This window comes from Roseovarius azorensis, from assembly GCF_900109455.1.
GTDB classification, from domain to species: Bacteria; Pseudomonadota; Alphaproteobacteria; order Rhodobacterales; family Rhodobacteraceae; genus Roseovarius; species Roseovarius azorensis.
Genome location: NZ_FOAG01000013.1, coordinates 1 through 21,206 on the forward strand (window position 1 = coordinate 1; position 21,206 = coordinate 21,206).

At 65.2% G+C, this 21,206-nt stretch carries 25 protein-coding genes; 7 read left to right on the forward strand and 18 right to left on the reverse strand.

Going from position 1 to position 21,206, the window contains the following annotated elements; all coding sequences use genetic code 11:
- The 9 genes from tnpB to BSG08_RS15995 form a co-directional block, all read right to left on the reverse strand.
- On the reverse strand, positions 1–188 hold a 188-nt coding region (gene tnpB, locus BSG08_RS15955; RefSeq protein ID WP_139274585.1), incomplete at its 3' end, for an IS66 family insertion sequence element accessory protein TnpB.
- Positions 185–595 carry an IS66-like element accessory protein TnpA gene (tnpA, locus tag BSG08_RS15960; RefSeq protein WP_093038851.1) on the reverse strand — a complete coding sequence of 137 codons (411 nt, stop codon included), beginning with the start codon at positions 593–595 and terminating at the stop codon, positions 185–187. The genes tnpB and tnpA, both read right to left, overlap by 4 nt.
- A gap of 33 nt (positions 596–628) precedes the next feature.
- The gene (locus BSG08_RS19315; RefSeq protein ID WP_139274586.1) at positions 629–1,162 is read right to left on the reverse strand and encodes a hypothetical protein; all 534 of its coding nucleotides are present in this window, start codon (positions 1,160–1,162) and stop codon (positions 629–631) included.
- Between the two features lie 137 nt (positions 1,163–1,299).
- Positions 1,300–2,364, reverse strand: a complete 1,065-nt coding sequence (locus tag BSG08_RS15970) for a Hint domain-containing protein (RefSeq protein ID WP_093038853.1) — start codon at positions 2,362–2,364, stop codon at positions 1,300–1,302.
- A gap of 82 nt (positions 2,365–2,446) precedes the next feature.
- Positions 2,447–3,376 (reverse strand): lipid A-modifier LpxR family protein, encoded by a 930-nt coding sequence (locus BSG08_RS15975; protein ID WP_093038854.1) that lies wholly within the window; start codon positions 3,374–3,376, stop codon positions 2,447–2,449.
- A 129-nt stretch (positions 3,377–3,505) separates the two neighbouring features.
- Positions 3,506–4,090 (reverse strand): GNAT family N-acetyltransferase, encoded by a 585-nt coding sequence (locus BSG08_RS15980; protein WP_093038855.1) that lies wholly within the window; start codon positions 4,088–4,090, stop codon positions 3,506–3,508.
- Positions 4,087–4,482, reverse strand: a complete 396-nt coding sequence (locus BSG08_RS15985; protein ID WP_093038856.1) for a ketosteroid isomerase-related protein — start codon at positions 4,480–4,482, stop codon at positions 4,087–4,089. Before BSG08_RS15985 ends, BSG08_RS15980 begins: the two co-directional genes overlap by 4 nt.
- Positions 4,479–4,940 (reverse strand): arsenate-mycothiol transferase ArsC, encoded by a 462-nt coding sequence (locus BSG08_RS15990; RefSeq protein WP_093038857.1) that lies wholly within the window; start codon positions 4,938–4,940, stop codon positions 4,479–4,481. The genes BSG08_RS15985 and BSG08_RS15990 overlap by 4 nt, the downstream gene beginning before the upstream one ends.
- A 3-nt stretch (positions 4,941–4,943) precedes the next feature.
- Positions 4,944–5,423, reverse strand: a complete 480-nt coding sequence (locus BSG08_RS15995; protein ID WP_093038858.1) for a UPF0262 family protein — start codon at positions 5,421–5,423, stop codon at positions 4,944–4,946.
- 342 nt (positions 5,424–5,765) lie between these two features.
- On the opposite strand from BSG08_RS15995, the gene BSG08_RS16000 reads away from it, so the two are divergent.
- The 4 genes from BSG08_RS16000 to BSG08_RS16015 are packed head-to-tail and all read left to right on the forward strand — an operon-like array spanning position 5,766 to position 10,345.
- Positions 5,766–6,425 carry an ABC transporter ATP-binding protein gene (locus BSG08_RS16000; protein ID WP_093038930.1) on the forward strand — a complete coding sequence of 220 codons (660 nt, stop codon included), beginning with the start codon at positions 5,766–5,768 and terminating at the stop codon, positions 6,423–6,425.
- Positions 6,403–7,995: a KpsE/RkpR family capsule polysaccharide export protein gene (locus BSG08_RS16005; protein WP_093038859.1), complete on the forward strand. Its 1,593-nt coding sequence runs from the start codon at positions 6,403–6,405 to the stop codon at positions 7,993–7,995. The genes BSG08_RS16000 and BSG08_RS16005 overlap by 23 nt, the downstream gene beginning before the upstream one ends.
- A gap of 2 nt (positions 7,996–7,997) precedes the next feature.
- Positions 7,998–8,831 carry a 3-deoxy-8-phosphooctulonate synthase gene (gene kdsA, locus BSG08_RS16010; protein WP_093038860.1) on the forward strand — a complete coding sequence of 278 codons (834 nt, stop codon included), beginning with the start codon at positions 7,998–8,000 and terminating at the stop codon, positions 8,829–8,831.
- A 17-nt stretch (positions 8,832–8,848) separates the two neighbouring features.
- Positions 8,849–10,345 carry a phosphomannomutase/phosphoglucomutase gene (locus BSG08_RS16015; protein ID WP_093038861.1) on the forward strand — a complete coding sequence of 499 codons (1,497 nt, stop codon included), beginning with the start codon at positions 8,849–8,851 and terminating at the stop codon, positions 10,343–10,345.
- A 128-nt stretch (positions 10,346–10,473) separates the two neighbouring features.
- Here BSG08_RS16015 and BSG08_RS16020 read toward each other — a convergent pair whose 3' ends face one another.
- The 6 genes from BSG08_RS16020 to BSG08_RS16045 all read right to left on the reverse strand — a co-directional run bounded on the left by BSG08_RS16020 (position 10,474) and on the right by BSG08_RS16045 (position 16,934).
- Positions 10,474–12,486 (reverse strand): M3 family metallopeptidase, encoded by a 2,013-nt coding sequence (locus tag BSG08_RS16020; protein WP_093038862.1) that lies wholly within the window; start codon positions 12,484–12,486, stop codon positions 10,474–10,476.
- A complete protein-coding gene (locus tag BSG08_RS16025; RefSeq protein WP_093038863.1) occupies positions 12,464–13,534 on the reverse strand; it encodes a HesA/MoeB/ThiF family protein in 1,071 nt (356 codons plus the stop codon). Before BSG08_RS16025 ends, BSG08_RS16020 begins: the two co-directional genes overlap by 23 nt.
- Complete coding sequence (gene dut, locus BSG08_RS16030; protein ID WP_093038864.1) at positions 13,534–13,989, reverse strand: dUTP diphosphatase; 456 nt, start codon at positions 13,987–13,989, stop codon at positions 13,534–13,536. Before dut ends, BSG08_RS16025 begins: the two co-directional genes overlap by 1 nt.
- A 39-nt stretch (positions 13,990–14,028) precedes the next feature.
- Positions 14,029–15,222, reverse strand: a complete 1,194-nt coding sequence (gene coaBC, locus BSG08_RS16035; RefSeq protein ID WP_093038865.1) for a bifunctional phosphopantothenoylcysteine decarboxylase/phosphopantothenate--cysteine ligase CoaBC — start codon at positions 15,220–15,222, stop codon at positions 14,029–14,031.
- Between the two features lie 66 nt (positions 15,223–15,288).
- Positions 15,289–16,059 carry a ChaN family lipoprotein gene (locus BSG08_RS16040; RefSeq protein WP_093038866.1) on the reverse strand — a complete coding sequence of 257 codons (771 nt, stop codon included), beginning with the start codon at positions 16,057–16,059 and terminating at the stop codon, positions 15,289–15,291.
- Complete coding sequence (locus BSG08_RS16045; RefSeq protein WP_093038867.1) at positions 16,056–16,934, reverse strand: RNA polymerase factor sigma-32; 879 nt, start codon at positions 16,932–16,934, stop codon at positions 16,056–16,058. The genes BSG08_RS16040 and BSG08_RS16045 overlap by 4 nt, the downstream gene beginning before the upstream one ends.
- Positions 16,935–17,010: 76 nt before the next feature.
- Here BSG08_RS16045 and cobU point away from each other — a divergent pair, with 76 nt between their 5' ends.
- The 3 genes from cobU to BSG08_RS16060 are packed head-to-tail and all read left to right on the forward strand — an operon-like array spanning position 17,011 to position 19,077.
- A complete protein-coding gene (gene cobU, locus BSG08_RS16050; RefSeq protein WP_245770728.1) occupies positions 17,011–17,565 on the forward strand; it encodes a bifunctional adenosylcobinamide kinase/adenosylcobinamide-phosphate guanylyltransferase in 555 nt (184 codons plus the stop codon).
- Positions 17,562–18,134, forward strand: coding sequence for a histidine phosphatase family protein (locus BSG08_RS16055; protein WP_093038869.1), 573 nt, complete (start codon positions 17,562–17,564; stop codon positions 18,132–18,134). The genes cobU and BSG08_RS16055 overlap by 4 nt, the downstream gene beginning before the upstream one ends.
- A 58-nt stretch (positions 18,135–18,192) precedes the next feature.
- Positions 18,193–19,077: a glutathione S-transferase gene (locus tag BSG08_RS16060; RefSeq protein ID WP_093038870.1), complete on the forward strand. Its 885-nt coding sequence runs from the start codon at positions 18,193–18,195 to the stop codon at positions 19,075–19,077.
- Between the two features lie 21 nt (positions 19,078–19,098).
- Here the strand turns inward: BSG08_RS16060 and ribD are convergent, their stop codons facing one another.
- From ribD to BSG08_RS16075, 3 genes are all read right to left on the reverse strand, one after another.
- Positions 19,099–20,193: a bifunctional diaminohydroxyphosphoribosylaminopyrimidine deaminase/5-amino-6-(5-phosphoribosylamino)uracil reductase RibD gene (gene ribD, locus BSG08_RS16065; RefSeq protein ID WP_342742617.1), complete on the reverse strand. Its 1,095-nt coding sequence runs from the start codon at positions 20,191–20,193 to the stop codon at positions 19,099–19,101.
- Entirely contained in the window at positions 20,190–20,672 is a 483-nt protein-coding gene (gene nrdR / locus BSG08_RS16070; RefSeq protein WP_093038872.1) for a transcriptional regulator NrdR, read from the reverse strand. The genes ribD and nrdR overlap by 4 nt, the downstream gene beginning before the upstream one ends.
- A gap of 190 nt (positions 20,673–20,862) precedes the next feature.
- The gene (locus BSG08_RS16075; protein WP_093038873.1) at positions 20,863–21,105 is read right to left on the reverse strand and encodes a DUF2484 family protein; all 243 of its coding nucleotides are present in this window, start codon (positions 21,103–21,105) and stop codon (positions 20,863–20,865) included.
- Positions 21,106–21,206: the final 101 nt, after the last annotated feature.

Consider the following 21,206-nt stretch of genomic DNA (forward strand, 5'->3'; position numbering starts at 1 on the left):
CCCACCCCATCGTGCCATAAAATCTTGACCAGATCGCCGCGACGGCCACGGAAGCAGAATATCTCGCCCGCATGCGGATCGCGTCCAAGCCCCTCCTGGACCTGCAGCGCCAGTGTGTTCATGCCGCGACGCATGTCGGTGACGCCACCCGCGATCCAGACCTTCACGCCCGTTGGAAACGCGATCATTGCCCGTCCACCACTGACAGAATCCGCGCAAGCGCTTCAGGCTCGACCCCGGTGGGCACGATAAGTCGACGGCCATTCGGCAGGGCAATCTCCACCTGAGAGTTCCGTGGGGGATCAGGGGGCTCAACCGGCCCGGGCTGAGAGGCCGAGACATCCGTCGTCACGGTCACCGGGGCGAAAGACACCGGGCGGGAAGCACCAAGCTCACCGTTTCGATACTGCCGACGCCAGATCGTCAACAGCGATCGACAAACTCCATGCCGCCGCGCCGTCGCCGTCACTTGCCCGTGGCCGACAAAACTCTCCTCGACAATGCGCAGCTTGTCCTCAACCGGCCAATGCCGACGGCGAACGCCATCGGCGGCAGACAAAACTTCGATTTGAGGGCGGTTGATAAAGTCGGACATAACGTCGGACTTACTATCGGATCGTAGCCGAAGTCAGACGGCCCCCGCCGGAGCGTTACGCTGCAACTCACCAGACAGGCCAATCAAGCCGCTGTCCGCTCCGTCGAAATTACGGAGAAAATGGGCCGATTGCAGACGCAAGCATACATCGCTTTCAGCGGCACAACCCTTCACTATGGTATCGGGACGGACGGCAACCCCATTAATCTCGTAGTTCGCCCGCAGTTTCAAAACACTGGGAATAGTCCCGGACGAATCGTGTTCGGTTGCTGCCAAGTTAAGTTTCTGGCAGACTTCAGCACTCCGGTAGAATTCAAGGTGGATCGTGGATCGTGGAACACTATCAATCTCGTGGTGGGGCCTGGAGAAACCAGACGGATTGATAGCCCAGTCATCCCAATGGAAGTGATTTCTGAGGCGATTGAGAGCCAGACGCTGCTTGCGGTTTTCGGCAGGGTTGAGTTCACCGATGTTTTTGATGACGTCAGGCGATGCGATGATTTCTGCGTGGCAATAATTTTTCACACTGACCCGACTATCCGAAACAATGGCGGCTTCGCCTCCCATGACTGGAACGCCCATCCCGACTATAAGATAACAATAACTTAGCCACATTCTTGTGGCCTTGGTGCGTTTGATACATAAGACCGAAAATACCTCGGGGGAGTCGCCGCGCAGCGCGCGACGGGGGCAGCGCCCCCGCCCTACGCCGCCTCATGCAGCAGGATCGCCGCCTCGGACCCGTTCAGACAGCGCCGCGCATAGCCGCCATAGTGATGCGGTTCGGCCTCCAGCACCGGATCGAACGCCATGAGCCGCGCGCGGTCCGCCGCATCCAGCGTCGAGAGCGCCGCACTTGCCGGGTGAAAACTCTCGGTCTCCAGCCCGTTGGCCCGCAGAATCTGATGGCTTGGCAACAGCAGGTGAATATAGGTCACCTCGCGCGCCGCCAGATCGACCGTGACCGTCCTGTCATTGACCAGATCACGCGCCATCACCAGCACCTCGGGCGTGTTGAACAGCGCCTGCGCCACGCGGCCCCTGACCAGCATCCGGTGCTCGGGACTGACCAGCAGATCCGCATCGGGCCGCTCGATGCCCAGCGCACCGGCGCGCAGCCGCACGGGTCTCAGCCCTGGCATCGCAAAGAGCCGCGCGCCGCTCATCCGGCGGCTGCCGATCCACCGGATTTCCTGCGCGCCGTTGTCGCGGGTCAGCACCCGGTCGCCCTCGCGCAGATCCTCCACCCGTCGCGGCCCCTCGGGTGTGTCGATCCGCGTGCCTTGCGTGAAACAGATCACCCCGCCCTCCGGCGTTCCGCGCTTGGCCCAGCACAGCCCGTCGAGCGCGTGATGCACCACCCACATCTCGCGGCCTTTCGGCGGAATGTCATCGTGAAACATCAAAAGCGGCGGTGCCCCGCGTCCGGGTTCGATCACCGTGACCGTATAGCTGCGCAGACCGTCGGTCACGACAAAGCCCGGATCGGTCAGCGGTTCAGCCACCTCCGGCGGCTCGCAATCATGCATGTCACCCATCGCCGCGCCCACCAGACGCCGCACCATGCGTGCCGCGCGCCTGCGGTTCGCAGCCTCGCCTTCCGCCATGTCCAGCCGCAACAGATCGTTCGGCCCGTCCACCCGCACGGGTTCACCCCGCCAGGACCAGGTATTGCCAACCGCCAGCGCCTGTAGCGGCGCATCGGCCAGCCCCTCCAGTTCCGTTTGCGACCAGGAGATGACGAACGTGCCCCGATAGCCCGTTCCCATTGCCTGCTTGCCTCTTAATTCTTTTTATTGACCAGAGTTTAGCAAAACCGAATCAACCTGGGAACCCCCGGATTCGCTTTTGTCAGAACCGCAGCCGCAGGCGCAGGGATCCGACGAACTGCCCCTCGCGCTGCGCATCGAATTCCTCGCTCAGCCAGGTGACGCCGTAATAGATCGCGGTCCCGTTCCGCCCTTCCCAGTGCAGCCCGGCGCGCAGCCGCGTGCGGTCCTCGGTCACGTTCACACCGCTGCGGGACGGCAGATAGTCACTGTCCCCGACATAGGCGACATCGCCACCGATCACAAAGGAATAGCCCGCATGCGGCTCATAGATGGTGCGATAGCGCTGTCCGGTCACCGGATCGCGCACCAGCAACTCGCCCTCGCCCACCCCGCCAAAGGTGATGTCCGCACCCACCCGGATCAGATCCTCGACCCCCAGCCGCGCCTCGGCAAAGGGGCGCAGGCGCACGGCACCCAGATCATAGTCGCGCCCCGCCTCGATCACCGCCGAGGGGCGAATGGCGTTGCTCAGCTGCGTGTCGCGCACCTGCGGGACGAAATCGCGCCCGCCCAGCACGTCATGCAGGAAATCGTGAAAATCATCCAGCCCGGTCTGCGATCCGGTCACAACCAGGTCGGCGCCCATCGCATAGTCGATCCCGCCCCGCTCGAAATGCGTGTGCAGGCCAAAGCTGAGCGCGCCCACATAGGGCCGGTCGCCCGGTGCCGGATTGGACAGGTTCTCGGGCGCGATGATCTCGCCGTTGAAGCGGAATTCCAGCATCTGCCCGAAACCCTGCGGCAGCCGCCCCTGCCATGACGGTCCCCACACCCGGCTCGACGCGATGTTTCCGGTGCGCCAGCGGTCATGCCCGTCGCCCAGAAGATCGTTGTTGAAAATGCGCCCATAGCCCAGGCGCTGCCGCTCTCCGGCCTCGGCCATGGTGCTGGAAAGCATTGCAGACAGGGCGAGACCGGCCCAAAAAGCGATAAAGAAAGGGCGTTTCATATCTGGCGCTCCAATCACTCGCCCCCCAACTGACCCTCGATAACAGAAAGTTGATTACGCCTGCCAGTTAAACCTGAAGAAAAGTGGAATTTTCCGATGCAACCGTGGCTTTTTCCGCCGCGACGGTGATCACAGCGCGCGCATCCAGAATTGCAGATCATGCGCGCACTCATCCACCGCACCGATCTCCCTCCACCGGAACTGCGCCACAGCCCCCTCGACCGGCGCATAACCGCGCTTGCGCCAGAACGCATCGAGCGGCTCATACCCTTCCGGTCGCGCCGGGTGGTCCCCGGCCCGGATCACCGAACAGAAGGCGGCAAAATCCCGCCCCAGCGCCCGCGCCTGCGCCTCGCGCAGATCGAAGAACCTGTGCCCAACCCCCTGCCCGCGATACTCGGGCAAAAGCACGCTCTCGGCGCAATAGAAGATCCGCTCCAGCGCAATGCCTGTGCCCGCGAAGGCCGCGCCGAAATCGCCCGCGTGATCCTCCATCGGGGTGCCCGTGGCCGCGCCCACCAGACGCGCGCCGTCATAGGCCCCGACCAGAATCGCATCGGCGCTCTCGCGATAGACCTGCAGATACCGCTCCTCATATGCGGCATCGCCCTCGTAGAGATAGGGAAAGGCGCGAAACACCGCGATCCGCAGCCGCGCCACCTCTGGCAGCGCGCGCACCAGCGCATCACCCGTCAGTCGCCCGACCCGGATCATGCCGAGACCTGTTTCACCCAGTCCGCAAGGTTGTAATAGGTCACGACGCGCGTGATCAGCCCGTTTTCCAGCGTGAAAAACGACCCCGCAGGCAGGCGATAGCTCTGCCCCCTGGCCTCGGGCAGGCCCTCGTCGGTCGCCAGATAGGTGCCGTTCACCACATATTCCGCCGCCGCGCGGCGGCCACCCTCGACCTCGAAGATCACCATGTCGGTCAGTTCCTCACGATAGCACCGGCTCATGTGTTCGCAGAACGCGCGAAACAGATCCTTGCCCTCGCGGACCTGCCCCTCGTTCACATGATGACGCACATCCTCGCTCAGACAGGCCAGCATGCCGGGCACATCGCCCCGGTTGAAGGCATCGAAATAGGCTTTGACGGTCTCGTTCATAAATCCTCCCGGGGTGGCCCCCAACGGTCCTGCAAATGCCCGATGATCTGGTCGCGGGTCTTGCGATAGGCATCCAGCCGCGCCTCGCGCGTCTGCGCAAGGCCGGTAGGATCCATGATCGGCCAGTAAACGACATCCAGATGAAAGAACCGCGTCAGTTCCAGCGCCCGCCGCTGGCTCGCGGGGCTGAGCGCCACGATCAGATCAAACGACGACAGATCGTCGCCCCATTGCTCCATCTCGTCGAAACTGCGGGTCCGGTGACGATCCAGTTCCACCCCGATCTCGCGGCAGACCGCGATGCTGAATCCGTCGATCTCCATGTCGCTCTTGACGCCCGCCGACTGCACATAGGTGCCGGTGCCGTAAAACTTCTTCATGATCCCCTCGGCCATCGGCGAACGGACGGCGTTGTGGTCGCAGCAGAACAGCACCGACTGCGGCAGCGGCTCGGGCATCCCTCAGCCCCCGAAATGCAGCACGCAAATTAGCGTAAACAGACGCCGCGCGGTGTCATTGTCGATCTCGGCCTTGCCCTCCAGACGCTCGGCCAGAACCCGCGCCCCCTCGTTGTGAATGCCGCGCCGCGCCATGTCGATCGTCTCGATCTGGCTCGGCGGCATGTTCCTGACCGCGTCGAAATAGCTCTCGCAGATCGACCAGTAATCCTTGACCACCTGCCGGAACGGGCTCAGCGACAGATGAAACTCGGCCGCCGGCGCGTTCTCTTCGGTGCGGATGTCAAACACCAGCCGCTTCTCACGGATCGCCAGCCCGACACGATAGGGCCCCTCCGGCACCACCCGGTCGTCGCGCAGCGGCAGGGCAAAGCTGTTCTGCTCGATCAGGTCATACATCGCCACCTTGCGCTCCTGCTCGATCTCGGGCGTGGGCGGCGGCAGGTTGGCGTCATCCAGTTCGATATGGCAAATCCGGCTCATGGCACTTCTCTGGCAGACTGTTGCGCCCCGTCCCTAGCGCAGGCCGGGGACATGGGCAATCGCCGCCGCGGAACCGGGCGAAACACCCGCCCCGCCCGTGCCCCATTCGCCACGCCCCGCGCCAAACTCGACCCGAAACGCCGCCGTCTTGCATCCCGCCAACCCGCTACAGAACAGACGGATTTCTCTGAATTGTTCTACAATGGGCACATTGTTGACCAGATTGTTTGTAATGGTGCTGCCAGAGCGGACATAATACAGTAATGAAAAACCAAATCAGGCTCACGAGACGTTAAGATCTCCGCGCTACCGCGAATGAGCAGGGACAACCGGGACGACCAGATGCTCGAATTCGAGAATGTCAGCAAGTCCTTCTGGACGGGCACGCAACGCAAGGTGATCCTAGACCGGGTATCCTTTCGCGTCGAACTTGGCCGCAGCCTCGGCATCCTCGCCCCCAACGGCACCGGCAAGACCACGCTGATCAACATGATGGCCGGCCTTGAGAAACCCGACGAGGGCGAGATCAGGCGCGGCTGCCGCATCTCCTTCCCCCTTGGCTTCATGGGCGGCGTGATCAGCCGCCTCTCGGCGCAGGAAAACGCGCGCTACATCGCCCGGCTCTACGGGCTCGATCCCGACTACATCGAGGCTTACTGCCGCTGGCTGTGCAACCTCGGCGAATATTTCGACCAGCCGCTCGGCACCTATTCCTCGGGCATGAAGGCGCGTTTCACCTTCGCGCTGATGCTGGCGCTCGATTTCGACATGTATCTCATCGACGAGGGGATGCCCGGCTCGACCGATGTGGAATTCAACCGCAAGGCCGGGGAAATCCTGCGCGAACGGCTGCGCACCACCACCGTCATCATCGTCTCACACGATCCCAGAACACTCGAGAAATTCGCCCGTTCGGCAGCCGTGCTGATGGGCGGCAAACTCCATATGTTCGACACCTTGGAAGAGGCAAAAGAGCTCTATGACTATGAAACCCAAGGCTAGAAAATTCCGCATCCGGCGCTCCGAGGCCCCGCAGATGGCCGTCGCCGCTCAGGTTGCGGCCCCCGACATGGCGCAGGCCGCCAACGGCAGCGACGCCTTTGACGCCGGTCAGACCGCCCCGGCGGGCGAGACCCCGATCGGGCAGAGCATCGACGACATCCGCCGCGAGGGCCTCACCGGGCGCGAATTGCGCATGGCCCGGCGTCTGGCGCAGAAACACGGGCTCGCCCCCACCTCGGATTTCGACGCCGTGCGGCTGTTGCGGGCGCGCGGCATCGACCCGTTCGAACGCAGCAACCTTCTGGAAATCGTCACCCGCGACGGCGAGGCCGCCACAACACCCGAACCGCGCGTGCAACTGCCCCAGACCGTCCCCGCGAACCGCCCGCAACTGCCCTCGACGACGCTCAGCCCCGCCGAACGCCGCGCCGAGGAAATCATGGGGATCCAGCGCGACATCGCCCGCCGCCGCCGCCGCAAGCTGGCGCTCCTCTTCTCGCGGCTCGCGGCCTTCGTGATGCTGCCGACGCTGGTGGTGGGCTATTACTTTTACGCCATCGCCACGCCGATGTATGCGACCAAATCCGCCTTCCTCATCCTGTCCGCGGATGGCGGCGGCGGGGGCGGCAGCGGTCTGGGCAGTCTCCTGCCCAGCCAGTTCGCCACTGGCCAGGATGCCATCGCCACCCAGGAATATCTCGAATCCAAGGACGCCATGCTGCGCCTCGACGCCGAGCTTGGCTTTCACGCCCATTTCAGCCAGCCCTGGATCGACCCGCTGCAACGCCTCGACCCCGACGCCAGCAACGAAGCCATCTACAAGCTCTACCGCAAATACGTGAAACTCGGCTACGACCCCACAGAGGGCGTGATCCGGATGGAGGTCTCGACCGCCGACCCGGCCGTCAGCACCGAATTCTCGCAGCGCCTGATCGAATATGCCGAGGAACGCGTTGACGAACTCAGCCAGGACAAGCGGCAGGACGCCGTGCGCACCGCCGACCAGAGCCTTGAGCGGGCCAAGGCCGAACGCCGCGCCGCCCAGGCGCAGATGGTCGCCCTGCAAGAGGGCAGCATCCTTGATCCCGAAGGCGAGATCGCCAGCATCCGCAGCCTGATCACCACCGTCGAACTGCAACTCCAGGAAAAGGAACTGGCACTCAGCATCCAGCAGAACAACAGCCGCCCCAACGCCGCCCGCGTCGCCGCCCTCCAGAGCGAGATTGCCATACTCAGTGCCGAACTCGACAAGCAGAAAAAACGCCTGACCGACGCCACCGAGGGCGAGGCATCGCTCGCCTCCAAGACCGCCGCGATCCAGATGGCGCAGGCCGATCTCGCCACCGCCGACATGGTGCTGCAATCCGCGCTCGAGGCCAAGCGCCAGGCCGAGATCGAGGCCAACAAGCAGGTCCGCTACCTGACCGTCAGCGTGCGCCCGGTGCCTTCGCAGGATTCCACCTATCCGCGCGCCTTCGAGAACACGATACTGGCTTTCCTGATCTTTTCTGGTATCTACCTGATGATATCGCTCACCGCTTCCATCCTGCGCGAACAGGTGTCCTCCTGACGATGAAACATGTCGATCTGAACGGGTTGTGCCTCGGCAACGACCAGCCGCTCACGCTCATCGCGGGGCCGTGCCAGCTTGAATCCGAGGGTCACGCCCAGACGATCGCGGGCACGCTGGCAGAGGCCTGCCGCGCGTTTGGCGCGGGGCTGATCTTCAAGGGCAGCTTTGACAAGGCCAACCGCACCTCGCTCTCGGGGCGGCGCGGATTGGGTATCGACGAGGGGCTCAAGGTGCTGCAATCGGTCAAGGATGCCATTGGCCTGCCGGTGCTGACCGACATCCACCTGCCCGAACAATGCGCCCCCGTGGCCGAGGTGGCCGATGTCCTGCAAATCCCCGCCTTCCTCTGCCGCCAGACCGACCTGCTGATTGCGGCCGGCGAAACCGGCGCAGCGATCAACGTGAAAAAGGGCCAGTTCCTCGCGCCCTGGGACATGCCCAACGTCATCTCCAAGATCGAATCGACCGGCAACACCCGCATCCTGCTGACCGAACGCGGCACCTCGTTCGGCTACAACACCCTCGTCGCCGACATGCGCGCCCTGCCGCAGATGGCCGCCACCGGCTATCCGGTGGTGATGGACGCCACCCATTCGGTGCAACAGCCGGGCGGACGGGGCGGCTCTTCGGGCGGGCAGCGCGAATTCGCCCCCGTCATGGCCCGCGCCGCCGTATCGCTCGGCATCGCCTCGGTTTTCATCGAAACCCACGAAGACCCGGACAACGCCCCCTCGGACGGGCCCAACATGATCCCGCTGGCGCAGATGCCCGCGCTCATCTCGACGCTGATGCAGTTCGACCGGCTGGCCAAGGCCAACCCGATCACCCTTTGACCAACAAGAGTTTCCCGATGACCCGTCCCCTGCCGACCGTCACCCCCAACACCTGGGAATTCCTCCGCGACCCGATGATCGCACCCACCGGATTCCGCGAATACGACGCACGCTGGAAATACCCCGATCAGATCAACCTGCCCGGCATCACCGCCCTTGGCCTCGGCCTCGGCACGCAAATGCAGGCGCGCGGCATCGCGCCGGTGATCGCCGTCGGCAACGACTACCGCGACTATTCCCTCTCGATCAAGAACGCGCTCATTCTCGGCCTCATGCAGGCCGGCATCCATGTCAGGGACATCGGCCCCGCCCTCTCGCCCATGGCCTATTTCGCGCAGTTCCACCTCGATGCGCCCGCCGTCGCCATGGTCACCGCCTCGCACAACCCCAATGGCTGGACTGGCGTCAAGATGGGGTTCGAGCGTCCGCTGACCCACGGCCCCGACGAGATGGCCGAACTGCGCGACATCGTGCTTGAGGGGCGCGGCCAACCCCGCCCCGGCGGCGCCTACGAATTTGTCGATGGCATGCGCGAGGCCTATCTCGACGACCTCGCGGGCGACTTCCGCATGACCCGCAAACTGCGCGTCGTCTGCGCCACCGGCAACGGCACCGCCTCGGCCTTTGCCCCCGACCTCTTCCAGCGCATCGGGGTCGAGGTGATCCCCTCGCACAACAGGCTCGACTACACTTTCCCGCATTACAACCCCAACCCCGAAGCGATGGAGATGCTGCACGACATGGCCGATACGGTGCGCGCCACGGGCGCGGACTTCGCGCTCGGCTTTGACGGTGACGGCGACCGCTGCGGCGTGGTGGATGACGAGGGCGAGGAGATATTCGCCGACAAGGTCGGCGTCATCATGGCGCGCGACCTCTCGAAACTCTACCCCAACGCCACCTTCGTCGCGGACGTGAAATCCACCGGGCTTTTTGCCTCCGACCCCGAACTCATCAAGAACGGCGTTACCGCCGATTACTGGAAAACCGGCCACAGCCACATGAAACGCCGGGTCAGGGAACTGGGTGCGCTCGCGGGCTTCGAGAAATCCGGGCACTACTTTCTCGCCCATCCCATCGGGCGCGGCTATGACTGCGGCCTGCGCGTCGCGGTAGAACTGTGCAAACTGATGGACCGCAACCCCGACAAATCCATGTCCGACCTGCGCCGCGCGCTGCCCGTGACCTACAGCACCCCCACCATGTCGCCTTTCTGCGCCGACACCGAGAAATACGCCGTGCTCGACCGCATCGTGGCGAAACTCGTCGCACGCCACCGGGCAGGCGAACCGCTCGCCGGACGCGCCATCAAGGAGGTCGTCACCGTCAACGGCGCCCGCGTCATCCTCGACAACGGCTCATGGGGTCTGGTGCGCGCCTCGTCCAACACCCCCAACCTCGTCGTCGTCTGCGAGAGCAGCGACAGCGACGCCGAAATGCGCGCCATCTTCGCCGGTCTCGACGCGGTCATCCGCACGGAACCCTCGGTGGGCGACTACGACCAGACGATCTGAAACCGGGCTTCATCTGGCCCGAAAATACCTCGGGGGAGTCCCGGATGAAATCCGGGACGGGGGCAGCGCCCCCAACCCCTCCGGCCCTGTGTACAAAACCCGCGCACGCGATGCGCGCCTTGTACACGTCACGCCGCCAGCCCGCGCCCCCTGAGCAGCGCCTCAACCCCCGGCATCCGGCCCCGGAACCGCAAATAGAGCGTTTCGGCATCCTCCGACCCGCCCTTTGAAAGAATGTGCGATTCCAAGTCCTTGGCCCGCTCCGGATCAAACGCGCCGCCAGCCTCCTCGAAACTGGCGAATGCGTCCGCATCCATCACCTCGGACCACATATAGCTATAGTAACCACTGGAATACCCATCCCCGGAAAACACATGCGCGAAATGCGGGCTGGCATGGCGCATGGTGATGGCCTTCGGCATGTCAATATTTTCCAATATTTCCAACTGCTTGACCATAACATCCTCAGGCGCGCCCGCCTCGTGAAACGCCAGATCGACCAGCGCCGAGGCGACATATTCCACCGTCTGAAACCCCTGATCGAAATTTGCCGCCTTCAGCAATTTCTCCAGCATTTCCCGTGGCATAGCCTCGCCGGTCTCGACATGGGTGGCATAGCGCTCCAGCACCTCGGGCACTTCAAGCCAATGCTCATAGAGCTGCGAGGGCAGTTCGACAAAGTCCCGCGCTACGGAAGTCCCTGAAATACTTTCATAATTTACGTCCGACAGCATCTGGTGCAGGGCATGGCCAAACTCGTGAAAGAGAGTGCGCGCATCGTCATAGCTCAGCAGCGCCGGATCGCCCTTGGCAAAGTTGCAGACATTGATCACCACCGGCCCCTGCACCCTTGGCCACTTCGCCTGCCCACGCATTGCAGAACACCAGGCACCCGATCTCTTGGAACCGCGCGCGAAGTAATCTCCAATAAAAACAGCGATATGATGACCATTCCGCGTCACCTCCCAAGCCCGGCAATCGGGGTGATAGAGCGCCATATCAAGCGGGCGAAACTCCAGCCCGAACAGCCGATTGGCACAGCCGAATGCGGCTGCGATCATCCCCTCCAGCGACAGATACGGCTTCAGCGCCGCCTCATCCAGATCATGCTCCGCCTGCCGCCGTTTCTCGGCATAGTAGCGCCAATCCCACGGTTCCAATTCTCCATTGATTCCATCGGCTTGCATCATTTCCGTCAGCCCTGCGGCATCCCGTTCCGCCTGCGCGCGGGCCGGTTCCCAGACCGCCATCAAGAGGCCGCGCACGGCTTCAGGTGTCTTGGCCATCTCGGTTTCCAGCTTGTAAGCCGCAAAGCTCTCATACCCCAAAAGCGCCGCCCGCTCCGCCCGCAGCCGCAAAATCTCTGCCGCGACCTCGCGATTGTCGGTCTCGCCACCCATGGCGCCGCGCGAAACCCATGATTCAAATGCTTTTTTTCGCAAATCGCGCCGCGGTGAAAATTGCAGGAACGGCACGATCAGCGACCGCGACAGCGTAATCACCGGCCCCGCCAGCCCCCTCTCGCGCCCCGCCGCGCGGGCGGCATCGACCACAAAATCTGGTAGCCCCTCCAGATCCGCCTCGCCCAGATCCATGTGCCACCCCGCCTCATCCGCCAGCAGGTTCTGCGTGAATGCGGTGCCCAACTCCGCCAGCCGTGACATGATTTCACGCATCCGCGCCTCTTCGGGTCCGGTCAATGCCGCCCCCGCGCGGCGAAACGCCCGATGCGTCAACATCAGAAGCCGCGCCTGTTCCGGTGTCAACCCAAGCGTATCTTTCGCCGCCCACAGGCTTTCAATCCTCCGAAAAAGCGCTTTATTTCCATATACCTCCGAAAAATGCGCCGCAAGTTTCGGACCAAAGTCACGCTGCAATTCCTGCCGCTTGGGATTGCTGTCAGCACCGGCCAATGTGTAGAAAACCGACAGCACCCGGTCCAAACGCTTGCCCGATGCCTCAAGCGCCTCGATCGTATTGGCAAAGCTCGGCGCCTCGGGATTGTCGGCAATCGCTTCGACCTCTGCCCGCGCCTCGGCAAGGGCGATCTTGAACGCAGGCACGAAATCCGCATCGTCAATCGCCTCGAACGGCGCAAGACCGAACGGCGTCTGCCAGTCAGCCAGCAACATGTTGGCCATTACTCTCTCCTTTTCCCCCACATATGGGACAATCCGCGCGGCGGCTCAGCCCGATCCTGCGGCTCTCGCCATATAACGCGTCGTAAATCAGCATCTCACCCCGCAGCACCTGCCCCGCCCCGGTAATCAGCTTGATCGCCTCGACAGCCATCATCGCCCCCACCACACCGGGCAGCGGCCCCAGCACCCCCGCCTCGGCACAGCTTGGCGCCAGCCCCGACGCCGGGGCTTCGGGAAAAATGCACCGGTAACAGGGCGCACCGCGCGCCGGGTCGAACACGCTCAGCTGTCCCTCCCATTGCGACAAAGCACCTGAAATCAACGGCTTGCCCTGCGCAACGGCGGTCGCATTGGCCAGATAGCGGGTCTCGAAATTGTCCGTGCCATCAAGGATCAGATCATACCCGACAAAGAGATCGTCCGCGATCTCGGGCGTCAATCGCCGCTGATAGGGTCGCACCACGACGCCCGGATTCTGCGCCTGCATCGCCTGCATCGCCGATTGCACCTTGGGCAGGCCGATATCGGCGTCACGGTGGATCACCTGCCGTTGCAGATTGGAATTCTCGACCGCGTCATCGTCGATGACGCCAATCGTGCCCACCCCCGCCGCCGCCAGATAAAGCAGCGCCGGAGAACCAAGCCCACCCGCTCCGATGACCAGCACCCGCGCCTGCTTCAGCGCCTTCTGCCCCGGCCCACCGATCTCGCGCAGCACGATATGGCGGGCATAGCGCGACAGTTCCGCCTCCGAAAACAACGGCTTGCGCACCGGCGCCACGGCGTCGCCCCGCCCGGCCCGCGCCCGCAACCGCCGCAGCCCCGCCCGATAGACCAGCACGACCGCCACCGCCCCGCCCAGCAGCAGCCAGAGCGCCGGGCTTTCCCCGGTGGCCACGCGCAGGCCATGTCCCGCGGGCAGCAGCAGATGCGCCAGCACCACCGCCGCCCAAAGCGCCGCGATCATCCCCCAGCGCAGCCGCCGGGGCGTGCCCGACGCCGCGCCGATGCCCCAGAGCGCCGCCGCCATGACCAGCACCAGCAGCATCAGCCAAGCCCCGTGGAACCGAAACCGCCCGCGCCGCGCGCGGTATCGTCCAGCCGCTCGACAAGCTCGAACCGCGCCTGCACCACCGGCGCCACCACCATCTGCGCGATCCGCGCCCCATGCGCGATCTCGAAAGGCCCGCCGCCCGCATTCAGCAGAATCACCCCCAGAGGGCCGCGATAATCGCTGTCGATCGTGCCGGGGCTGTTGGGCAGGGTGATCCCATGCTTCAACGCCAGCCCGGAACGCGGCCGGATCTGCACCTCATAGCCCGCCGGCACCGCCAGCCTCAGCCCCGTGGGCACCAGCGCCCGCGCGCCCGGCTCCAGCATCACCGATCCCCGGTCGGGAAAATTCGCCCGCAGATCGGCCCCCACCGCCCCTGCGGTCTCATAGGCTGGCAGGCCCAGCGCGCGATCCGCCCCTTCCTCCCATCGAAACGCGACAGTCACCATGCGCGGCCTTTCCTCATCCTGCCAGCAATACTCAAATCCTCAGGCCAGCGCCGCGGCGATCCGCCCGGCCAGCTGCCGCGCCACCTGATCCTTGCCCATGCGCGGCCAGGTCTCGACCCCCTCGCCGGTGATCAGCGTCACCGCGTTCTCCGCGCCCCCCATGATCCCGGTCTCATGGCGCACGTCATTGGCCAGGATCCAGTCACAGCCCTTGCGTGCCCGCTTGGCGGTGGCGTTCTCTACAACGTTATCCGTCTCGGCGGCAAAGCCCACAACCAGACGCGGACGGCCCTTTTTCATCCCTGCGACACGCGCCAGAATGTCCGGGTTCTCGGCAAACTCCAGATTGGCCAGCCCGCCCGCGTCTTTCTTCAGCTTGCGAGCGCTCGCCCCCGCCACATGCCAATCGGCGACGGCGGCGGCAAACACCGCCGCCTCCACCGGCAATGCCGCCTCGACCGCCGCCAGCATCTCGCGCGCGGTCTCGACGCACACCACTGCCACCCCTCCGGGCGGCGGCACCGATGCGGGGCCGGTGACAAACACCACCTCGGCCCCAAGCGCCGCCAGCGCCCGCGCGATCGCCGCACCCTGCGCACCGGACGAGCGGTTGGCGATATAGCGCACCGGATCGACAGGCTCATGGGTGGGACCAGAGGTCACCAGCACCCGGCGGCCCTGCAACGGCCCGGCACTCAGCACCGCCTCGATGCCCGCGACGATCTCGGACACCTCGGCCATCCGCCCCGGACCGAATTCGCCACAGGCCATATCTCCCTCGTTCGGGCCGACAAACCCGATCCCGTCGCCCCTGAGCATCGCAATATTGCGCCGTGTCGCGGGATGCTGCCACATCCGCACATTCATCGCGGGCGCGATCAGCACCGGCGTATCGGTCGCCAACAGCAGCGTCGAGGCCAGATCGTCCGCCTGCCCGCCGGCCATCCTCGCCATCAGATCCGCCGTGGCGGGTGCCACCACGATCAGATCGGCGGAACGGCTCAGTTCGATATGCCCCATCTCCGCCTCGTCCGTCAGATCGAAGAGATCGGAGTACACCTTGCGCCCCGCCAGCGCCGAGACCGACAGCGGCGTCACGAACTCTGCCCCCGCACGGGTCAGCACCGGCGTCACCGTCGCCCCGCGCTCACGCAGACGGCGGATCAGATCAAGCACCTTGTAGGCCGCGATCCCGCCGCCGATGATCAGAAGAATGCGTTTCGAGGCAAGCATGTGCGTTCCTTGTCAGGCCGCGCCGACAGTAGGGCGGGCGCGGCGCGCGCGCAAGAGCGCGGCGCGCTACCGAAACGCAGCACAGGGGTCAGGCCGATCCACCGCCGGGGCCGAGACCACCTCGTCGAACCCTCCGTCAAGCGGCCGCCCCTCCTCGGTCTGCCCCAGAACGCGAACTTCCAGATCGGGCGCGACCTGCGCCAGATAGGACGGCACCCCCCAGTCGCGCCGCGCATGGCCGTTGCCGGTGATCACCGCCACCGACCCGCCGGTGGCCTCCACCGCCTGCACCACCGCGCGTGCCAACATCGCATCCCGCAACCGCTGCACCGCCACCATGCCGGGTAGGATATCCTCGGGCAGTGCGTCGCAATGCGCCGCCATTTGCATCGCCTCTCGCGCGGCCTGCTCACTGGCAGATAGAGGTCGGTCCAGCCCATAACGCGCCGCCTCTGCGCCAAAAACCTCTGCCAATCCGCCTTCGAACACCCCCCGCGCCGCCTCGCGGGGCACATGCGCGCCGTAAATCACCGCCTCCGGAGCGGCGGCAAATATCGGATAATACATGGAAAAGGCGGGCCAGCCGCTGTCGTCCCAATCGAGCGCCTCGGCCAATGCCGACGCATCGCCACGCGCCTCGGGGATCACCCGCGTGGCCTGTGCCTCGGTCAGCATCTCGAAAACGATCGCACGGGGTTGCAACGCCGCCACACGTTTTGCCTGCATCGCATGATGCACCGGATTGTCATGCACTTCGCCCAGGATAAGGACATCCTGCGCCACAGCGGCGCCAGCACCACCCAGAACAGCAACGAATGCAAGACATCGCAGGCTCATGCGAGCAGGTTTTGCACCTCTCGACCATGGCGTTCAAGATGCTTGCGCATCTTCTGGAACGCCGCCGCCTCCAGTTGCCGCACCCGCTCCTTGCTCAGGTTCAACTCCTCACCCAGCGACTCCAGCGTGCGCGGCGCGTCGCGTAGCTTGCGCTCGCGCACGATGAACCGCTCGCGTTCGTTGAGCCGCGACATCGCCTCGCCCAGCCATTCGCGCAGCGCGCGCATGTCGTGATCCTTTTCGACCCGTTCATCGCCGCGCGCGCCCTCATCCTCCAGCGTGTCGATCCATTCTCGGCCCTCGTCCTCGGAGGCCTGCGTGGCGTTGAGCGAGAAATCGGAACCCGACAACCGCCCCTCCATCATCTCGACATCGCGCAACGGCACGCCGACCTCATGCGCGATCATCTCGCGTAGCTGATAGCCGTCCAGCCGCTCACCATTGGCCATCGCCTCTCGCTCCAGCCGCGCCTGTACCCGGCGCATGTTGAAAAACAGAGATTTCTGGCTCGATGTGGATCCCGTTCGCACCATCGACCAGTTGCGCATCACGTAATCCTGAATGCTCGCCTTGATCCACCAGACCGCATAGGTCGAAAACCGCACACCCCGGTCCGGGTCGAACTTGTCGGCGGCCTTCATCAGGCCCAGTCCCGCCTCCTGAATGAGATCGTTCATCGGCGCGCCATAGCGCCGGAATTTCGAGGCCATCGAGATCGCCAACCGCATGTAGGCGTTGATCAGCCGGTGCAGCGCCGCCTCGTCCCGATGGTCTCGCCAGGCATAGGCAAGCATAAGTTCGGTTTCAGCGTCCAGCATCTCCGCCTTCATCGCCGTGCGGGACATCGAACTCGTCTGCGGAGCATCAAGTGGCATTGAATTTCCCCCTATCGGCGGCGTTGTCTGTCTGCGCCCTTTTTCCTCATCTCGCAGGGTGCTACGCATCATCCCCATGATCGGATCAAAAATGGAGACGCCCGTGCCCGACCTGCCACATCTGACCCTCATTCTGGGCGGTGCCGCCTCGGGCAAATCCGCCTTTGCCGAAGGTCTGGTCTCAGGGTCCGGGCGCGCACGGGTCTATCTCGCCACCGCCCAGGCCTTCGACGACGAAATGCAGGCCAAACTGACCCTGCACCGCCAGACGCGCGGCCCCGGCTGGCGCACCATCGAGGCCCCGCTTGATCTTGCCCCCGCGCTCGGGCAGGCCAGCGGACAAGAGGCGGTTCTGCTTGATTGTATCACGATGTGGCTCAGCAATCACCTGCTTGCCGATCACGATCCGGACATGGCGCAACAGGCCCTCTTTGCCGCGCTCGACACCTGTGCCGCGCCCGTCGTGATGGTCTCGAACGAGGTGGGCCTGTCAGTCGTGCCCGAAAACGCCCTCGCCCGCCGGTTTCGCGAGGCGCAGGGGCGGATCAATCAGCGGCTCGCAGCGCGCGCCGATCTGGTGGTCAACGTGATCGCTGGCCTGCCTCAGGTGCTCAAGGGGCACCTGCCATGAGTCGCATCTTCTGGGTCCGCCACGCACCGACCCATGCGAAATCCATGGTCGGCTGGTCCGACATCCCCGCCGATCTCGGCGATACCGCCCGCCTTGCCCGCCTGTCCGCGCATCTGCCCGCCGATGCGCCGGTCATCTCCTCCGACCTGATCCGCGCCCGCGCCACCGCCGACGCCATCGCCGGGCACCGCCTTCGCCTGCCCGACGACCCCGACCTGCGCGAGATCCATTTCGGCGCATGGGAATTGCAGGCCTTCGACACGATCCCCGACCAGACCCGCCTGCGCGCCTTCTGGGAACGACCCGGCGACATTCGCCCGCCCAACGGCGAAAGCTGGCACGAGGTCTCGGCCCGCGTCGCCCGCGCCGCCGCCCGCCTGCGCGCCGCCCATCCGCGGCGCGACATCATCGCCGTGGCCCATATGGGCGCGATCCTGACTCAGGTGCAGGCGGCGCTGCGCCTGACAGCATACGAAACCTTCGCCCATCGCATCGACAACCTGTCGGTCACCGAACTGCACTGGACCGGGGAGAACTGGCAGGCCCGCGCGATCAATCACCTTCCGTGATGCACCGCCGCACAAAATCCCGCTAGGCGGGCGCACAGCCGCGCGATACCCTCTCCCCATGACATACGATCTCATCCTGGGCGATTACGCCTATTCCTCATGGTCGCTGCGCGGCTGGCTGCTGCTCGACCGATTCGGCCTGCCCTACCGGACACGCCTGCTCGATTTCAACGCCAGCGCCAGCGTCGGCGAACAACTTGTCGACCTTGTCCTCGCCCCGGCCCGCACTGTGCCCACGCTGGTCACACCCGAGGGGGCGATCGTCTCCGACAGCCTCGCCATCGCCGAGGAACTGGCCAGCCGCCACCCGGATGCGGGCATCTGGCCCGTCGATCCGCGCGCCCGCGCCACCGCCCGCACGCTGGCCGCCGAGATGCACTCGGGCTTTGCCGCCCTGCGCACGGCCTGCCCGATGAACCTGCGCACCGCCTATGCCGGCGCCACCCCGTCCGAGGCCGTGCTGGCCGATCTCGCGCGCATCGAAACCCTCTGGAACCACGCCCGCGCCACCTGCATCCCTTCCGGCCCCTGGCTCTGCGGCGATTACAGCGCGGCGGACGTGTTCTTTGCTCCTGTCGCCGCGCGCATTGCAGGCTATGGCCTGCCTGTGTCTGACGCCGCCCGCGCCTATGTCGCGGCGCATCTCGCCGACCCCGCCTTTCGCCGCTGGCGCGCCATGGGGCTGGTGCGCGGGGCCACGCTCGCGCAATACGCCAGACCCGACGCCACGATCCCCTGGCCCGGCCCCGCCCCGCGCCCGGCACGGCGCATCGATACGGGCACGCCGGAAAACGCCGCCTGCGCCTATTCCGGCCGTCCTGTCACTCATCTGATGCAAAGCGAGGGCCGCGTGTTCGGCTTCTGCAACGCATTCTGCCGGGACAAGACGGCGGCCGACCCCGACGCCTGGCCCGCCTTCACCGCGCTGCGCGACAACGCCTGACGGCTTCACCGGGCCGCAGGCTCAGGCGCGCTGCCAGCGATGCATCACATCGCCGCCCACCGCCCGCGTCTCGACCAGCCGGAACCGGCTCGCCTCGTCCAGCCGTGCCAGCCCCATCGCGCCGATCCCCGGCAGCCCCTCGGCCCCGATCGCCAGCCCGGCGGTAAAGCCGACCAGCTCATCCACCAGCCCTGCCCCAATCAGCGAGGCGGCAAGCGACCCGCCACCCTCGCAAAAAACCCGCGTCAACCCCTGCGCTCCCAACGCCTGCAACACCGATCCCGCCTCGACCTGCCCCGCCACCACATCGCAACACAAGAGCCGCGCGCCGATCCCGCGCCACGCCTCGGCCAGCGCCGCATCCACCTCCGCACCGTGGCACAGCCAGAGCGGCACCGCCCTCGCCGTGCGCGCCAGATTGGACATCAGCGGCAGATCAAGACGGCGCGAAACGACCACCCGCACCGGCTGGTGCGCGACACCCATGTCGCGCACCGTCAGGGTCGGATCATCCGCCCGCGCCGTACCCGCGCCCACCATCACCGCATCGTGGCGCGCGCGCAGCCCATGCACCAACCGGCGCGCCTCTGGCCCGGTGATCCATTTGCTGTGCCCCGTCGCCGTGGCGATCCGTCCGTCAAACGACGTCGCCAGCTTCAGCGTGACCCAGGGCCGCCCCAACTCGTTGCGCATCACGAACCCAGCCAGATCGCGGCCCGCCTCATCTGCCATCACATTCGTGGTGACCTCGATCCCGGCAGCGCGCAGCATCTCGAATCCGCGCCCGGCGACACGGGCGTCGTTGTCTGCGAATGGCGCTACCACTCGCGCCACACCTGCCCTGATCAGCGCCTCGGCGCAGGGCGGGGTCCTGCCATGATGCGAACAAGGTTCCAGACTGACATAGACCGTTGCGCCGTGTGCCGCCGCACCGGCCTGCGCCAGCGCCTGCGTCTCGGCATGCGGGCGCCCCCCCGGCGCGGTCCAGCCCCGCCCGACGATCCGCCCCTGCCGCACGATCACACAGCCGACCGCCGGGTTGGGCGCACATTGGCCCATGCCCCGCCGCCCCAGCGACAGAGCCAGGGCCATGAACCGCCTGTCGGTCCCGCTCACCTGTCCGGTTTGGGATTGGCGGCCGCATCCTCGGGCCGCAACTCACTCACAAAGCGGTCGAAATCGTCCGCCTCCTGAAAATTCTTGTAGACGCTGGCAAAGCGCACATAGGCCACGGTGTCGATCCGCGCGAGGCTCTCCATCACGATCTCGCCCACGGTTTTCGAGGGGATATCGGTCTCGCCCATGCTCTCCAGCCGTCGCACGATTCCGCTGATCATCTGCTCGATGCGCTCAGGGTCGATGGGCCGCTTCTGCAACGCGATCCGGATCGAGCGTTCCAGCTTGTCGCGGTCGAAATCCTCGCGCCGACCGTTCGACTTGATCACCACCAGATCACGCAGCTGCACACGCTCATAGGTTGTGAACCGCCCCCCACAGGCCGGGCAGAACCGCCTGCGCCGGATCGAGACATGATCCTCTGCCGGGCGTGAATCCTTGACCTGTGTATCAATATTTCCGCAAAACGGGCAGCGCATCTGCCGGTCCCCTTTTCTGTCTGCCTATCGGATCATGGGTCTTGCGCCCAGTTATCCACAGCCACTATAGGACAGCCGCAAAGTTTTGGGTAGGGGGGAAATCGCACCGCTAGATAGGCGGCAATGCCGTCGCCCTGAAACGCTGTTCTCCGGCGCAAAGGCCAGCCGGATGCGCCTCAGCCCGGCCCTGTCAGAGCCGCCGTCGCAACCATCGCCCCAGGTAGATCACCGGCCAGCGCAGCACGCTCATCCCCGCCGCCAGCACCATCAGCCCCACCCATGGACCGTTCTGCCAGGTTACATAACCCAGGATCGGCACGCCCACCGCAATCAGAGCATAGGCGCGGCGCCAGTGATTGTCGCGGCTCGGCAACATCGCCAGCAGATTGGCCGCCACCGCCCAGAGACAGGCCAGAACCAGCGAGAGCGTCATGCCGTTTCTCCAGAACCCGCCGCCAATACGGTTCCCGCCATGCCCCCGACGCCACAAGCGGTCAGCAATCCCAGACCGATCCGGCATTTCAGGGTTCCGGC

What these genes read in the sequence shown, in the direction of transcription:
- tnpA (WP_093038851.1), bottom strand. Translation starts at nt 595, where the DNA reads ATGTCCGACTTTATCAACCGCCCTCAAATCGAAGTTTTGTCTGCCGCC.
- BSG08_RS19315 (WP_139274586.1), bottom strand. Translation starts at nt 1,162, where the DNA reads ATGGGAGGCGAAGCCGCCATTGTTTCGGATAGTCGGGTCAGTGTGAAA.
- BSG08_RS15970 (WP_093038853.1), bottom strand. Translation starts at nt 2,364, where the DNA reads ATGGGAACGGGCTATCGGGGCACGTTCGTCATCTCCTGGTCGCAAACG.
- BSG08_RS15975 (WP_093038854.1), bottom strand. Translation starts at nt 3,376, where the DNA reads ATGAAACGCCCTTTCTTTATCGCTTTTTGGGCCGGTCTCGCCCTGTCT.
- BSG08_RS15980 (WP_093038855.1), bottom strand. Translation starts at nt 4,090, where the DNA reads ATGATCCGGGTCGGGCGACTGACGGGTGATGCGCTGGTGCGCGCGCTG.
- BSG08_RS15985 (WP_093038856.1), bottom strand. Translation starts at nt 4,482, where the DNA reads ATGAACGAGACCGTCAAAGCCTATTTCGATGCCTTCAACCGGGGCGAT.
- BSG08_RS15990 (WP_093038857.1), bottom strand. Translation starts at nt 4,940, where the DNA reads ATGCCCGAGCCGCTGCCGCAGTCGGTGCTGTTCTGCTGCGACCACAAC.
- BSG08_RS15995 (WP_093038858.1), bottom strand. Translation starts at nt 5,423, where the DNA reads ATGAGCCGGATTTGCCATATCGAACTGGATGACGCCAACCTGCCGCCG.
- BSG08_RS16000 (WP_093038930.1), top strand. Translation starts at nt 5,766, where the DNA reads ATGCTCGAATTCGAGAATGTCAGCAAGTCCTTCTGGACGGGCACGCAA.
- BSG08_RS16005 (WP_093038859.1), top strand. Translation starts at nt 6,403, where the DNA reads ATGACTATGAAACCCAAGGCTAGAAAATTCCGCATCCGGCGCTCCGAG.
- kdsA (WP_093038860.1), top strand. Translation starts at nt 7,998, where the DNA reads ATGAAACATGTCGATCTGAACGGGTTGTGCCTCGGCAACGACCAGCCG.
- BSG08_RS16015 (WP_093038861.1), top strand. Translation starts at nt 8,849, where the DNA reads ATGACCCGTCCCCTGCCGACCGTCACCCCCAACACCTGGGAATTCCTC.
- BSG08_RS16020 (WP_093038862.1), bottom strand. Translation starts at nt 12,486, where the DNA reads ATGGCCAACATGTTGCTGGCTGACTGGCAGACGCCGTTCGGTCTTGCG.
- BSG08_RS16025 (WP_093038863.1), bottom strand. Translation starts at nt 13,534, where the DNA reads ATGCTGCTGGTGCTGGTCATGGCGGCGGCGCTCTGGGGCATCGGCGCG.
- dut (WP_093038864.1), bottom strand. Translation starts at nt 13,989, where the DNA reads ATGGTGACTGTCGCGTTTCGATGGGAGGAAGGGGCGGATCGCGCGCTG.
- coaBC (WP_093038865.1), bottom strand. Translation starts at nt 15,222, where the DNA reads ATGCTTGCCTCGAAACGCATTCTTCTGATCATCGGCGGCGGGATCGCG.
- BSG08_RS16040 (WP_093038866.1), bottom strand. Translation starts at nt 16,059, where the DNA reads ATGAGCCTGCGATGTCTTGCATTCGTTGCTGTTCTGGGTGGTGCTGGC.
- BSG08_RS16045 (WP_093038867.1), bottom strand. Translation starts at nt 16,934, where the DNA reads ATGCCACTTGATGCTCCGCAGACGAGTTCGATGTCCCGCACGGCGATG.
- cobU (WP_245770728.1), top strand. Translation starts at nt 17,011, where the DNA reads ATGATCGGATCAAAAATGGAGACGCCCGTGCCCGACCTGCCACATCTG.
- BSG08_RS16055 (WP_093038869.1), top strand. Translation starts at nt 17,562, where the DNA reads ATGAGTCGCATCTTCTGGGTCCGCCACGCACCGACCCATGCGAAATCC.
- BSG08_RS16060 (WP_093038870.1), top strand. Translation starts at nt 18,193, where the DNA reads ATGACATACGATCTCATCCTGGGCGATTACGCCTATTCCTCATGGTCG.
- nrdR (WP_093038872.1), bottom strand. Translation starts at nt 20,672, where the DNA reads ATGCGCTGCCCGTTTTGCGGAAATATTGATACACAGGTCAAGGATTCA.
- BSG08_RS16075 (WP_093038873.1), bottom strand. Translation starts at nt 21,105, where the DNA reads ATGACGCTCTCGCTGGTTCTGGCCTGTCTCTGGGCGGTGGCGGCCAAT.